General features: G+C 68.8%; 11 protein-coding genes. 5 read left to right on the top strand and 6 right to left on the bottom strand.

The window, feature by feature from the left end; all coding sequences use genetic code 11:
- Positions 1-28: 28 nt before the first annotated feature.
- Both QZ853_RS18155 and cycA read right to left on the bottom strand, forming a co-directional pair.
- A complete protein-coding gene (locus QZ853_RS18155; protein ID WP_295576716.1) occupies positions 29-805 on the bottom strand; it encodes a lytic transglycosylase domain-containing protein in 777 nt (258 codons plus the stop codon).
- 78 nt (positions 806-883) lie between these two features.
- Positions 884-2,254, bottom strand: coding sequence for a D-serine/D-alanine/glycine transporter (gene cycA / locus QZ853_RS18150; RefSeq protein ID WP_295576700.1), 1,371 nt, complete (start codon positions 2,252-2,254; stop codon positions 884-886).
- 228 nt (positions 2,255-2,482) lie between these two features.
- On the opposite strand from cycA, the gene QZ853_RS18145 reads away from it, so the two are divergent.
- Positions 2,483-4,096, top strand: coding sequence for an EAL domain-containing protein (locus tag QZ853_RS18145; protein ID WP_295576695.1), 1,614 nt, complete (start codon positions 2,483-2,485; stop codon positions 4,094-4,096).
- 76 nt (positions 4,097-4,172) lie between these two features.
- Here the strand turns inward: QZ853_RS18145 and QZ853_RS18140 are convergent, their stop codons facing one another.
- Together QZ853_RS18140 and QZ853_RS18135 are read right to left on the bottom strand one after the other, a co-directional pair.
- Positions 4,173-5,357, bottom strand: a complete 1,185-nt coding sequence (locus QZ853_RS18140) for an MFS transporter (protein WP_295576688.1) — start codon at positions 5,355-5,357, stop codon at positions 4,173-4,175.
- Positions 5,354-6,532, bottom strand: coding sequence for a serine hydrolase domain-containing protein (locus QZ853_RS18135; RefSeq protein WP_295576681.1), 1,179 nt, complete (start codon positions 6,530-6,532; stop codon positions 5,354-5,356). The genes QZ853_RS18140 and QZ853_RS18135 overlap by 4 nt, the downstream gene beginning before the upstream one ends.
- 228 nt (positions 6,533-6,760) lie before the next feature.
- On the opposite strand from QZ853_RS18135, the gene QZ853_RS18130 reads away from it, so the two are divergent.
- A complete protein-coding gene (locus tag QZ853_RS18130) occupies positions 6,761-7,660 on the top strand; it encodes a LysR family transcriptional regulator (protein WP_295576680.1) in 900 nt (299 codons plus the stop codon).
- A 253-nt stretch (positions 7,661-7,913) separates the two neighbouring features.
- The gene (locus QZ853_RS18125; protein ID WP_295576678.1) at positions 7,914-9,521 is read left to right on the top strand and encodes an ATP-binding cassette domain-containing protein; all 1,608 of its coding nucleotides are present in this window, start codon (positions 7,914-7,916) and stop codon (positions 9,519-9,521) included.
- Positions 9,522-9,622: 101 nt separating this feature from the next.
- Here QZ853_RS18125 and QZ853_RS18120 read toward each other — a convergent pair whose 3' ends face one another.
- A complete protein-coding gene (locus tag QZ853_RS18120; protein ID WP_295576676.1) occupies positions 9,623-10,948 on the bottom strand; it encodes a GTP-binding protein in 1,326 nt (441 codons plus the stop codon).
- A gap of 69 nt (positions 10,949-11,017) precedes the next feature.
- Here QZ853_RS18120 and QZ853_RS18115 point away from each other — a divergent pair, with 69 nt between their 5' ends.
- On the top strand, positions 11,018-11,389 hold the full coding sequence (locus QZ853_RS18115; protein ID WP_295576674.1) for a MerC domain-containing protein: 372 nt from the start codon (positions 11,018-11,020) through the stop codon (positions 11,387-11,389).
- A 76-nt stretch (positions 11,390-11,465) separates the two neighbouring features.
- Here the strand turns inward: QZ853_RS18115 and QZ853_RS18110 are convergent, their stop codons facing one another.
- Entirely contained in the window at positions 11,466-11,750 is a 285-nt protein-coding gene (locus QZ853_RS18110) for a metal/formaldehyde-sensitive transcriptional repressor (protein ID WP_106550496.1), read from the bottom strand.
- Between the two features lie 52 nt (positions 11,751-11,802).
- On the opposite strand from QZ853_RS18110, the gene dmeF reads away from it, so the two are divergent.
- Positions 11,803-12,783: a CDF family Co(II)/Ni(II) efflux transporter DmeF gene (dmeF, locus tag QZ853_RS18105; RefSeq protein ID WP_295576672.1), complete on the top strand. Its 981-nt coding sequence runs from the start codon at positions 11,803-11,805 to the stop codon at positions 12,781-12,783.
- Positions 12,784-12,857: the final 74 nt, after the last annotated feature.

The raw sequence follows: 12,857 nt of genomic DNA, 5'->3' as shown, positions 1-12,857 counted from the left end.
CTCGGCTCTGCACTACCCGCCTGCCTGCCTAGCGCGCCGGCACTTCGGTACGGATGCCCATCGCCTCGCGGTAACGCGCGTACAACGCCATCACCTTGTCCACGTAGGCCAGCGTCTCGGCATACGGCGGCACGCCCTTGTAACGGGTCACCGCACCGATGCCGGCGTTGTAGGCCGCCGCGGCCAGTGGCCGATCGCCGTTGTAGCGGCGCAGCAGCGCGCGCATGTAGCGTGCACCGCCGTTGATCGACTGCTGCGGTGAGAACGGATCGCTTACCCCGTATTCCTGCGCGGTATCGGGCATCAACTGCATTACGCCCTGCGCGCCCTTGCTCGACACTGCCAACGCATCAAAGTTGCTCTCGGCGTGGGCGATCGCGCGCAGCCAGGCATCATCCACGCCGGTGGCCTTGGCAGCCGCCTTGAACTGCTTGGCATGCGGGGCCAACTGCGGCTTGCCGACCTTGCCCAGCCCTTCGTGGGCGGGCTCACCCGGTGGCGTGGCCACGGTGAACTTCAGAAACACCCGCGAACCCGGCAGGTTGCGTGTGGAATAGACCAGCACGCCATCCTGTTCGCGCTCGTACAGCACGCCGCTGAACACGCCCATGTTGCCCCACAGGTTCGGGGTCTGGATGGCGTTGTCGTCGATGTCCTTCGGGGTGCAGCGTGAGCCCGGTTCCGGCGCCGTGGCCAGGCTGACGGTGTTGCCCTGGACGCAGCGGTAGACGGTGCGCGCGCCGGCCAGCCCCGGCCAGAGGCTGGACATCAGCAACAGCGCGATGGTGGCAGGGCGGGTACACATGGCGGCCGGATGATCCGGCCGCGGCCGCCAACACCAAGTGAATGGGGATGGATCGGGTCCTGGGACCCGCACCGGAACCTACCCCACCCTGCGCCGCACCCAGTACCCCACACCCAGCAGAACGAACCATGCTGGGCTGGCGATCAGCGCCTGGCGGGTATCGCCCTGCAGGCTCAGCAGCACCAGCACGCCCGCGAAGAACACCAGGCAGGCCCAGCACATCGCAACGCCACCGGGCATCTTGAAGATCGACGCGGCGTGGCGCTCCGGGTAGCGGCGGCGATAGACCATGTAGGCCACCAGGATCAGCGACCAGACGAAGATGAAGAGCACGGTCGCCAGCGTGGTCACCAGGGTGAAGGCGGTCACCAGGTTCGGGATCAGGTAGATCAGCAACGTGCCGCCCAGCAGGCAGAGGCAGGAGAACAGCAGGCCGCGCGCCGGCACCGCCGCGCGCGACAACCGCGACAGCCCGCGCGGGGCGTGGCCCTCTTCGGCCAGGCCGTACAGCATGCGGCTGGTGGAGAAGATGCCGCTGTTGGCCGACGACGTCGCCGAGGTCAGCACCACGAAGTTGATCAGGCTGGCCGCGGCCGGAATGCCGGCCAGCACGAACAGCTGCACGAAGGGGCTCTTGTCCGGCACCACCTGGCGCCACGGGGTGACCGCCATGATCGCGATCAGCGCCAGCACGTAGAAGATGATGATGCGCACCGGGATCGAATTGATCGCCTTCGGCAGGTTGCGCTCGGGGTCGGCGGTTTCGGCGGCGGTGGTGCCGACCAGCTCGATACCGACGAAGGCAAACACCGCGATCTGGAAGCCGGCGAAGAAACCGACCAGGCCCATCGGGAACATGCCACCGTCATTCCACAGATTCGACAGTGCCGCGGTGTGGCCGCTGGGCGAGGTGAAGCCCCACGCCACCAGCCCGGCACCGGTGATGATCAGCGCGCAGATCGCCACGATCTTGATCAGCGCGAACCAGAACTCCATCTCGCCGAACAGCTTCACCGTCACCAGGTTCAACGACAGCAGCAGCATCACGCACGCCAATGCCGGCTTCCAGGCTTCAAGCCCGGGGAACCAGAACTGCGCGTAGGCGGCGATCGCGATCACATCGGCGATGGCGGTGACGATCCAGCAGAACCAGTACGTCCATCCGCAGAAGAATCCGGCCCAGGGGCCGAGCAGGTCGGTGGAGAAATCGATGAAGGATTTGTACTGCAGGTTCGACAGCAGCAGTTCGCCCATCGCGCGCATCACGAAGAAGAGCATCGCGCCGATGATCAGGTAGACGAAGATGATCGACGGGCCGGCCAGGCTGATGGTCTTGCCCGAGCCCATGAACAGGCCGGTGCCGATGGCACCGCCGATGGCGATCAGTTGCAGGTGGCGGTTGGACAGGCTGCGGCGCAGGTGCTCGGGGGGCGTTGCGGACTCGGTCATGGGCGCGGGAAGGGGCGGGCGAAGCGTTCGACGGTAGTCCCCTGTGGGCCGGAGCGCCAGCGCCGGATGGTCCCATTGCGTCAATACAGGCCGCTTTCATCACAATGTGACGAAATACCGGTCCGAGCCCATTCCGCCCGGCCCGGCGCCATGCTCAGATAGCCGCACCTGCCCACGGATCGGACCGACCATGCGCCCTGCCCCGCCCGCCTCGCTGGAGCCCCGCCCATGAGCCGCCTGCGCATCATCATCGGTGGCACCGCGCTGGCCCTGCTGGCGGCCGCAGTGCCGATCGCAGTGATGGCATACGCCACCTGGGACCGCGCCGTCAGCGTCGAACAGCAGCGGCTGCGCGACATCGCCGGCCGCACCCTGCGCCGCTCCGACCAGTCCTACCAGGAGGCGCTGGCAGCGCTGAAGTCAGCCGAGGCCGGCGCCCACGTGCCCTGCAGCGCAGAGCACATCCAGCGCATGCAGACCCTGGTGATGACCACGCCCTCGCTCGACCAGATGGGGTATTTCGAGGGTGGCAAGCTGCGCTGCACGTCGTGGGGCGATTTCCAGTCCGATGCCGACCAGCCCAAAGCCGACCACGTCACCAGTGATGGCGCCGGAATCGCGGTGGACGTGCGCCCGGTCGCCAGCGGACGCCGGCAGATGCTGGCCATCCTGTATGGCTCCTACGACGCGCTGGTCGATCCACGTCGCTTCGTCGACGTCATCGTCGACCCGCACGTGCGCCTGGCGCTGGCCAGCCCTGATGGCCGCCTGCTGGCCAAGCAGAGCGGCGTCGACCCAACGCTGCTGCAGACGCTGCTTCGCGCGCCCGGCGAAGGCCTGGACCAGAACACCCTGTATGCCACCGCGCGCAACGAGGAATGGCTGGCGATCGCCACCACGCCGCGCACTGCACTGGCGTCGACCTTCCGCCAGCAGGCCTGGCTGTTCGTCCCGTTCGGCCTGCTGCTGGCCGCCGTCGGCGCGGGCCTGGTGATCTGGCTGTCGCGGCGCCGGCTGTCGCTGCGCGGCGAACTGGCCACGGCGATCCGCCGCCGCGAGCTGTACCTGCACTACCAGCCGATCATCGAACTGGACACCGGCATCTGCGTCGGTGCCGAAGCGCTGGTGCGCTGGCAGCGCCCGGACGGCACCCAGGTCCGCCCGGACCTGTTCATTCCCCTGGCCGAAGAGACCGGCATGATCGCCGCCGTCACCGACCTGGTGATCGAGAACGTGGTGCGCGACATGCGTGACCTGCTGGTGGCCGACCGCAGCGCGCACATTGCGATCAACCTCGCAGCGGAGGACATCAGCAGCGGCCGCGCACTGAAGATGATCTCCAAGCACATGGCCGGCAGCGGCATCCTGCCGCAGCAGATCTGGATGGAAGCCACCGAGCGCGGCTTCCTCGATCTGGATCGCGCACGCACCATGCTGGCGCAGGCCCGTCGTGCCGGCCACAGCGTGGCCATCGATGATTTCGGCGTCGGCTTCTCCAGCCTCCAGTACCTCGAGCAGCTGCCGCTGGATGCGTTGAAGATCGACAAGTCATTCATCGATGCGATCGGCACCGAGAGCGCCACCAGCCCGGTCACCCCGCACATCATCGACATGGCTAAGGAACTGGGATTGTGGGTGGTGGCCGAAGGCGTGGAAACCGAAGCGCAGCTGGCCTATCTGCACAGCCGCCACGTCGAATTCGGGCAGGGCTGGCTGTTCTCGCGGCCGTTGCCGCGTGATGAGTTCGTGGCCTTCCACCGCAAGCGCCAGCAGCGCTATGGCGCTGCGCGGGAAGACATGCAGAACCCGCGCAGCGTACCGATCGAACGCGAAACCGTGTAGGTCCACGCCACGGGTGGCTGGCATGGACCCGGCAATGCCGGCCGCCGGCCGGCAACGCGTCACTCCACATCGCCGCCTACGCCCAGGCCCTCGGCCGGGCCAGCAACCACGCCGCTGTCACCGCCAGCAGCAGCAACGGCAACCAGCCCAGCCCGCTGGGCCCGACCGCCTGCAACAGCACGCCACCCGCTGCCCCACCCGCGGCGATGGCCAGGTTCCAGCCGGTTACCAGCATCGACTGCGCCAGGTCCGCAGCGGCCCCGGCACGGCGCGCCAGCGCGGTCTGGAACAGGGTCGGCACCGCGCCGAACGCCACGCCCCACAGCACCGTCGCCAGCAGCAGCGGCGTCGCCTGGCCCGGCCACAGCAGCAGGGCCAGCACCGGCAGGATGAAGCCGATCACCGCCGCCCACACCAACGTGCGCAGATGACGATCCACGCCCCAGCCTGCGATGCCGATACCCATGATGGCGGCGACGCCGAAGGCCAGCAGCAGGCGATCCAGCCACGCGCCGGCACCCGCTTCCACCGCCAGCGGCTCGATATAGGTGTACAGCACGTTGTGCGCCAGCACGTACAACGCCATCACCGCCAAGGCACTGCGCACACCGGGCATGCGCCACACCGTGCCCAGCGACAGACGCTGGCCGCTGCCTGCCGCCGGCAGCGCCGGCAGTGCCCAGCGCGCGTAGGCCAGCAAGCCGAGACCCAGCACGCTCATCAGCGCGAACGCCCAGCGCCAACCGATCTGCTGGCCCAGCAGCGTGCCCGCCGGAACGCCCAGCGACAGCGCCAACGGCGAACCCACCATCGCCACCGCAATCGCACGACCCTGCAACGCCGGCACCACCATGCGCGCGGCATAGCCGGCCACCAGCGACCACAGCAGGCCACCGCAGACACCGCCCAGGAACCGTGCTGCCAGGATCAACGGATAGCTGCTGCTCAGCGCGGTCAGCGTGTTGACCACCACGAAGCCGGCAATCGCCGCCAACAGCAGCGGGCGCCGTGGCAGGCGCTGCGTCAGCGCGGTCATCGGCAACGCGGCCATCACCGAACCCAGCGCATATACGCTGACCAGCTGCCCGACCGCCGCATCGCTCACGCCCAGGCTGTCGCCCATCGGCCGCAGCACGCCGGCCGGCAAGGTCTCGGTCAGCAGGGTGATGAAACCGCCGCCCGCCAGCGCCAGCAGACCCGCCCACGGCAGGCGCGTGGCCTCGCCCGCCGGGCTGCCCGCATCGATCACATGACCGCTCATCGCACGGTCTCCAGATCGGCGTACACCGCATCGCGCAGCTCATCGACGAAGGCACCGTCCATGCCCTCGTACAAGGTGTTGGTCAGCGCCACCACGCTCAGCCCGCGCGCCGGATCGACGAACCAGCTGTGCCCGTACGCACCGCCCCAGCGCCATGTGCCCACCTGCTGCGGCGTACCACTGGCCGCCGCATCCCGCAGCACTGCAAAGCCCAGCCCGAAGCCCCAGCCGGCCGGCTCCGGCGGCCCCTGCTCACCCAGCTGCGGCGTGCCCATCTGGGCGACCAGCGCTGGCGGAAGCAGCTGCGAGGCCTGCACATCGCGCAGCGCCTCCAGCACCGTCATCACCTCATCGGCGGAGCCGACCAGGCCCGCGCCGGCCGAGGGGAAGCGGCTGGCATCGGTGGCGCGTGCGAGGCTGTACGCGATGCCCACGGTGCCCTCGAAGGGCGCCACCACTTCGCCCTCTTGCAGCCGGTGCGGCTGCGGTGTGCCGGTCACATACGGGGTGGCCAGGCGCGCGCCGTCGGTGGTTACGAACGCGGTATCGCGTAGGCCCAGCGGTGCGGCCAACAGGCGCGCGAACAGCGCCTGCAGCGCTTCGCCGGTTGCAGCTTCGGCCACCGCACCGGCCACATCCACGCCCAGCGAGTACAGCCACTGGCTGCCCGGTTCAAACAGCAACGGGGCCTGCGCGATGCGGCGCACGTTCTCGGCAAGGGTCAGCGGGTTGGCGTCCATGCCATCACTGACGCCGGCCTGCGCGTAAGGGCCGTCCGCATCGGCCTCCAGGAAACGATAGCCCAGGCCACTGCTGTGGCTGAGCAGCTGGCGCAGGCTGATCGGCGGCGTGCGGCCATCGGCCAGCGCCGGGCGGAACTGCGGCAGCCAGCGCTGTACCGGCGCATCCAGGTCCAGCACCCCCTCAGCCACCAGGCGCAGGATCACCGTGGTCAGCAGCGGCTTGCTGACCGAGGCCAACCGGAACAGGTGGTCGCGGCGCATTGGGATTGACGACTCACGATCGGCCAGGCCGGTCGCACTGGCATGGCGCAGCACGCCGTGCTGGCGCACCAGCACCACTGCACCGACCAGGCGTTGCGGATGCACCTGTTGCTGCAGCCGCTGCACCGACGGCAGCACCGGTACGGGTTCGAGGGAGAGGGCGGCATTCATCGCGGTGTTCCGTGGGGAGAGAGGCGCCACGTTAGGCAGCACACCGCCGCGCAAAAAGCGGGGTCGCGCTCCGCGCATCGTGGACCGCATGGTCCGCAATCGGCATCATGGCCGGAACCGCAAGGCCGCAACCGCCCGCGCCCCCGACCCGCACCACAGCGTTGCGCTGGCGGTGCCACCGGCGCCGCCCCCTCCGCCTACCCTGCCGCTTTCATCGCCCGCACGCCCATGTCAGTCCTGGACAACCTCGCCAACCTGCAGACCTTCGTGCACGCCGCCGACACCCGCAGCTTCGTCGAGACCGGCCGCCTGCAGGGCATATCCGCCTCGGCTGCTGGAAAGTGCGTGGCGCGGCTGGAGCACGCACTGGGCGTGCGCCTGTTCCATCGCAGCACCCGCAGCATCACCCTCACCGCCGAAGGCCAGTTGTTCCTGGCACGCTGCCGGCGCATCCTCGACGAACGCGATGCCGCCCGTACCGAGTTGGCACAGCCACATGCCACGCCACGCGGCACGCTGCGCATCAGCCTGCCGCTGGTCGGCGACCTCACCCTGCCGCTGATGGCCGAATTCCTGGCCGCGTATCCGGACATCCGCCTGGATCTGGATTTCAGTGACCGCCTGGTCGATGTCATCGAGGAAGGGTTCGATGCCGTGCTGCGCGTCGGTGAACCCAGCGACTCGCGGATGAACGCACGGCGCCTGGGCGTTTTCCCGCGCCGCATCGTCGCCTCACCGGCCTACCTGCAACGCCGCGGGATTCCGCGCACACCGGCGGACCTGCTGCAGCACACGCTGCTGCATTACCGCTTCCCCAGCAGCGGCAAGCTGGAACCGTGGCCGATCCATTGGCCCGGCGATGAAACGCCGCAGGAGTTGCCGGTGCACATGGTCGCCAACACCATCGAGGCTCGCGTGGCGCTGGCACTGCGCGACATCGGCCTCGCGTTCGTACCGGTGCATTCGGTACGCGATGCGCTGGCCGATGGCAGGCTGGTGACCGTGCTGGACGAGCACGCGCATTCCTGCGGCACCTTCCACCTGCTGTGGCCCTCCGGCCGCCATGTGCTGCCGAAGCTGCGGGTCTTCATCGACTTCGTCGGTGCCCGCCTGGGAACCGTTCCGTAGATCCGCGCCGTGCGTGGATGCGTCCTGTAGAGTCGAGCCAAGCTCGACCCGCCGGAACCCAGGCGAAAACCAGCCGTGCATGGCTCGGTTCTCCAGCTGCACACGGCCGTTCAGCCACCCCCGTTATACTGTGCTCTCATTCCTCCCGGAGGCTCGCGACCCATGCGCCATTGATGCCGCCGTCTTCCCACCAGACGGCCTGACTCTTCCCGCCCCTGCGCGCAGGGGAGAACCCGGCATCCATGGAGGTCGCATGACCCCGCATTCCCTCACGCTCGATCGCGTGTCGTATCGATTGGCCGACGGCCGTCCGCTGTTTTCCGATCTGTCCTTTTCCTTCGAACCGCTCGCCACCGGGCTGGTCGGTGCCAACGGTGCCGGCAAGAGCGTGCTCGCACGCCTGCTGGCAGGCCGCTTGTCACCGGACAGCGGCCAGGTGCGCGGCAGCGGCCGCGTGTTCCTGCTGCCCACCCCGGGCTACCCACCGCCCGGCACCGTCGCTGAACTGGCCGGCGTCGGTGATGTGCTGGACGCGCTGAAGCGCATCGAAGCCGGCAGCGTCGACGAGGCCGACTTCGCCTGTGTCGGCGAGCAATGGGACGTGCGTGAACGCCTGCAACGACATTGGCAGGCGCTGCACCTGCCCGACGATCTGGGTCCCGCGCAGCCCGCTGCACGCCTCAGTGGCGGCCAGGCCATGCAGGTGGCACTGTCCGGCGCCTGGGCCAGTGGCGCCGATTGGCTGATCCTGGACGAACCCAGCAACCACCTCGATGCGCGCCATCGCCAGCAGCTGTACGAGCAACTGCGGCAATGGCGCGGCGGCCTGCTGGTCATCAGCCATGATCGCGAACTGCTCGGCCACATGCAGCAGATCGTCGAACTCGATGCGCGCGGGCTGCGTCGCTATGGCGGCCCTTGGCAGCACTACGCCGCCGCACGCGAAGCCGAACGCGAGGCGGCCGCTGCCCAGCTCGACCATGCGCGTGCGCAGCACAGGCAGCAGCAACGCAACGCGCGCGAACAGCACGAGCGCCAGCAGCAGCGGGAGGCACGCGGCAACCGCGATGCAAAGCAGGCCAACCAGGCGCCAATCCTGCTCGGCCGGCAGAAGCAGCGTGCCGAGGCCAGCCACGGGCGTGCGCAGCAGGTGCAGGCCGAACGCCTGCACGCCAGCGCCGAGCAGGTGCGCGTCGCCGCCTCGGCAGTGCAGCAGGTGCCGGAACTGGCGCTGCTCGCCGGTGACGGCGAACGCGGCAGCGCACGCCTGCTGCAGGCGCAGGACCTGGTACTCCCGCATGGCTGCGACGCGCCGCTGCAATTGGAGATCCTACGCGGGCAACGCATCGCCGTGATGGGTGACAACGGCAGCGGTAAATCCACGCTGTTGCGCGTGCTGGCCGGTCAACTGCCGGTACGCGAAGGCAGCGTGCAGCGCCACGCGCCGTTGGCACTGCTGGACCAGCAGTTGCTGGGGCTGGCCGGTGAGCGAAGCATCCTTGATTCCGTGCAGGCGGCGAACCCGACGGCCGATCCCGGCGAACTGCGCACGCGGCTGGCGCTGCTCGGCTTGGATGCGCAGCGCATCCAGCGCGCCGCCCACAGCCTCAGCGATGGCGAACGGGTGAAGGGCGCACTGGCCAGCGTGCTGTATGCCGATCCCGCACCGCAGCTCTTGCTGCTGGACGAGCCCGGCAACGCGCTCGACCTGGGTGCATTGCAGGCGCTGGAGGATCTGTTGGCAGCGTGGCCCGGCGCGCTGATGATGGTCAGCCACGACCCGCACCTGTTGCGGGCGTTGCGGCCCACGCAGGTGCTTCAAGTCAGCGCCAACGGCTGGCAATGGCGGGACGCATTGTAGAGTCGAGCCATGCTCGACTCCGCCATGCGTCCATCCACGCATGGCGTAGTTCTACCGGAACAGCAGCCGGGCATGGGCCCGGCTCTACAACGGTGTCCCGCTCAGCGCTTCCACAGCGGGAATGCCTGCGGCAACTGCTGCCACAACAATGGTCCTGCGCGCAGCTCGTGGTCGTTGAGCAGGCACGCGTCCAGCTCGGCGCGTACGGCGCGCTCATCCATGTGCACGCCGATCACCACCAGTTCCTGCCGGCGGTCGCCCCACAGCGGGTGCCACAGGCGCTGCATCGCCGAGTGCGCGGCGGCATCAGGGAACTCCTCCGGTCCCGGCAGCGGCGCGCTCCAGCAATCGGCCTGCTGCCGTGCCCAGCCGAGGTCGCTGTACGGCAGCGGCGTCGGCGGCAGCAGCGGCGTGGTGTCCTCAATACCCGCACGCACCCGGTCGCGCGCGGCGTACCAGAAGCCCGCCGCTTGAGTACGCGTCGCCGCGCCGACGCTGTTCAGCTCACCCACCCAGTCCATGCGGTTAGCCAGCCAGAACCAGCCCTTGCTGCGTATCACGCCCGGCATGCCCGACTGCAACACACGGGCGAAACGCGCGGGATGGAACGGCCGCCGCGAGCGGTAGACGAAACTGCCGATTCCGTACTCCTCGGTTTCCGGCGTGTGCTCGCCGCGTAGTTCCTTCACCCAGCCCGGCGCACGTTGCGCACGCTCCATGTCGAAGCGACCGGTATCCAGCAGCTCGGCCAGCGGCACGTCACCGAAACGGGACAGCAGCAGCTTCGCATCACGGTTCAACCCACGCAGCACCGCAAGCGTGTCCTGCAGCACCTCGTCATCCGCCTGGTCGACCTTGCTGACCACGATCACGTCGGCAAACTCCACCTGCTCGCACAGCAGGTCGACCACGCCGCGATCATCGTCTGGACCGGCCTGCTGACCGCGCTCGGCCAAGCGCAGGGTCGAGCCGAAATCAGCCAGGAACGCGCTGCCATCCACCACGGTCACCATCGTGTCCAGCCGCGCGATGTCGCTCAGGCTGAAGCCGTGCTCGTCGCGCACAGCGAACGTTGCGGCCACCGGCATCGGCTCACCGATCCCGGTCGACTCGATCAGCAGGTAGTCGTATCGGCCGGCGTCGGCCAGCCGCCGCACCTCCTGCAGCAGGTCGTCGCGCAGCGTGCAGCAGATGCAGCCGTTGCTGAACTCCACCAGCGTCTCTTCGGTGCGGCGCAGCTCGGCACCGCCTTCGCGCACCAGCTGCGCGTCGATGTTGACCTCGCTCATGTCGTTGACGATGACCGCCACGCGCAGGCCCTCGCGGTTGCGCAGGATCTGGTTGAGCAGGGTGGTCTTGCCGGCGCCAAGGAAGCCGGACAGCACGGTGACCGGAAGGCGACGGTCGGCGCGGGAAACAGTGTTCATGTCGGAGCGGGTTGGCTGCGGAACGGAAATGTTACTGTATAACAATTGTCGCGCAAGGAGCCTCCCCCGATGAAGTCGCCTTCTGCCGCCCTGCTCGATGCCGGCGCGGTCGCCCTGTCCAGCCTGTGCCTGCTGCACTGCCTGGCACTGCCCCTGCTCGCCGCCGCGCTGCCGCTGTTCGGCGCCTGGGCCGAAGCGGAATGGGTGCACCTGCTGTTCGTGGCCATCGCGTTGCCGTTGACCGGCTATGCGCTGTGGCGCGCCGAGCGTCGTCGGCCGCTGCCGGTGCTGGCCTGGGCCACCGCAGGCATCGGCCTCGGGCTGCTGCTGGCCGGCGCGCTGGCGCTGCCCTCGCATGACTGGGAAACCCCGATGACCGTCACCGGCAGCCTGCTGCTGGCCGCAACCCATCTCTGGAACGCGCGGCACCGGCACCGGTAATGCCGGCCGCTGGCCGGCAACCTCATGAACTCCGGCCACCGGCTGACGATGCCGGCCAGCGGCCGACACTACCGGGTTATTTGCCGTAGCGGCGCAGCAGCTCCACCAGCACTTCGGCCTCGGCGGCCCGCTGCTGCGGGTCTTCGGCGCCCACCACATGTTCCTGCAGGTGCTCGTGCAGCAGCTCCATCAGCAGGCTGTGGGCCGCACCGCGCACCGCGGCCACCTGCACCAGCACGTCCGCGCAGTCACCGGCCTCACCCTCCGGCTTGTCCAGCGCCTGCTCCAACGCCGCCACCTGGCCGCCGATACGGCGTACCCGGGTCAGCAGCTGCTTTCGATTCTTGTGTACATGGGCCATGCCCCCATCGTATACCCTATGGGGGTATACAATCCACCCCACGGTTTCCCCCATGCACCTGGACGCCCTCGCCGCCGCCCGCCGCCACGAACACCGCTTCGACGACGGCAATCCGCTGGCCGAACGCAATACCCGCCGCGCCCTGTGGCTCACCGTCAGCATGATGCTGGTGGAGATCGTCGGCGGCTGGTGGTTCAACTCCATGGCCGTGCTCGCCGACGGCTGGCACATGAGCTCGCACGCGTTGGCGCTGGGCCTGTCGGTGTTCGCTTACCGCTGTGCGCGCCGCTACGCGCACGACCCGCGCTTCGCCTTCGGCACCTGGAAGATCGAGATCCTGGCCGGCTACACCAGTGCCATCGCGCTGCTTGGCGTCGCCGCACTGATGGCGGTGCAATCGCTGGAGCGGCTGTGGGTGCCCGCGCCGATCCACTACGACGAAGCCATCGCCATCGCCGTTGTCGGCCTGGCCGTGAACCTGCTATGCGCCTGGTGGCTGCATGACAGCCCGGGCCACGCGCATCACCACCACGGGCACGGCCACGATCATGGCGAACACCACGGGCATGATCACGCGCACCACCACCACGACCATGCGCACGGTCACGACCTCAACCTGCGCTCAGCTTACGTGCACGTGCTGGCCGACGCCGCCACCTCGGTGCTGGCCATCGTCGCCCTGCTGGGCGGCAAGCTGCTGGGCCTGACCTGGTTGGACCCGGTGATGGGCCTGGTGGGCGCGGTGCTGGTCACGGTGTGGGCGATCGGCCTGCTGCGCGACAGCGGCCGCATCCTGCTCGACGCGCAGATGGACGCACCGGTGGTGGCCGAAGTGCGCGAAGTGATCGAGCAGGGTCCGTGGCCGGCGCGCCTCGCCGATCTGCATGTATGGCAGGTCGGGCGTGGCAAGTACGCCGTAACCGCCAGCGTGGTCACCAGTGACGCCAACCTTGATGCCGATACCGTGCGCCAGGCGCTGGCCATCCACGAAGAGCTGGTGCACGTCACCGTGGAGATCCACCGCAGCACGTGAGCCCGCGGTAGTGCCGGCCGCTGGCCGGCACCCCCATGAACGCCGCACCCACCCGACAGTTGCCGGCCCGCGGC

Source organism: uncultured Stenotrophomonas sp. (genome assembly GCF_913778665.1).
Lineage (GTDB): Bacteria > Pseudomonadota > Gammaproteobacteria > Xanthomonadales > Xanthomonadaceae > Stenotrophomonas.
The sequence above is the reverse complement of the archived record's forward strand: the minus strand, read 5'-3'. Positions and strand labels throughout refer to the sequence as shown.

Excerpts from the sequence above, each read along its gene's own strand:
- cycA (WP_295576700.1), bottom strand. The coding sequence starts at position 2,254 with ATGACCGAGTCCGCAACGCCCCCCGAGCACCTGCGCCGCAGCCTGTCC.
- QZ853_RS18110 (WP_106550496.1), bottom strand. The coding sequence starts at position 11,750 with ATGGCCCATGTACACAAGAATCGAAAGCAGCTGCTGACCCGGGTACGC.
- QZ853_RS18155 (WP_295576716.1), bottom strand. The coding sequence starts at position 805 with ATGTGTACCCGCCCTGCCACCATCGCGCTGTTGCTGATGTCCAGCCTC.
- QZ853_RS18115 (WP_295576674.1), top strand. The coding sequence starts at position 11,018 with ATGAAGTCGCCTTCTGCCGCCCTGCTCGATGCCGGCGCGGTCGCCCTG.
- QZ853_RS18135 (WP_295576681.1), bottom strand. The coding sequence starts at position 6,532 with ATGAATGCCGCCCTCTCCCTCGAACCCGTACCGGTGCTGCCGTCGGTG.
- dmeF (WP_295576672.1), top strand. The coding sequence starts at position 11,803 with ATGCACCTGGACGCCCTCGCCGCCGCCCGCCGCCACGAACACCGCTTC.
- QZ853_RS18130 (WP_295576680.1), top strand. The coding sequence starts at position 6,761 with ATGTCAGTCCTGGACAACCTCGCCAACCTGCAGACCTTCGTGCACGCC.
- QZ853_RS18120 (WP_295576676.1), bottom strand. The coding sequence starts at position 10,948 with ATGAACACTGTTTCCCGCGCCGACCGTCGCCTTCCGGTCACCGTGCTG.
- QZ853_RS18140 (WP_295576688.1), bottom strand. The coding sequence starts at position 5,357 with ATGAGCGGTCATGTGATCGATGCGGGCAGCCCGGCGGGCGAGGCCACG.
- QZ853_RS18125 (WP_295576678.1), top strand. The coding sequence starts at position 7,914 with ATGACCCCGCATTCCCTCACGCTCGATCGCGTGTCGTATCGATTGGCC.
- QZ853_RS18145 (WP_295576695.1), top strand. The coding sequence starts at position 2,483 with ATGAGCCGCCTGCGCATCATCATCGGTGGCACCGCGCTGGCCCTGCTG.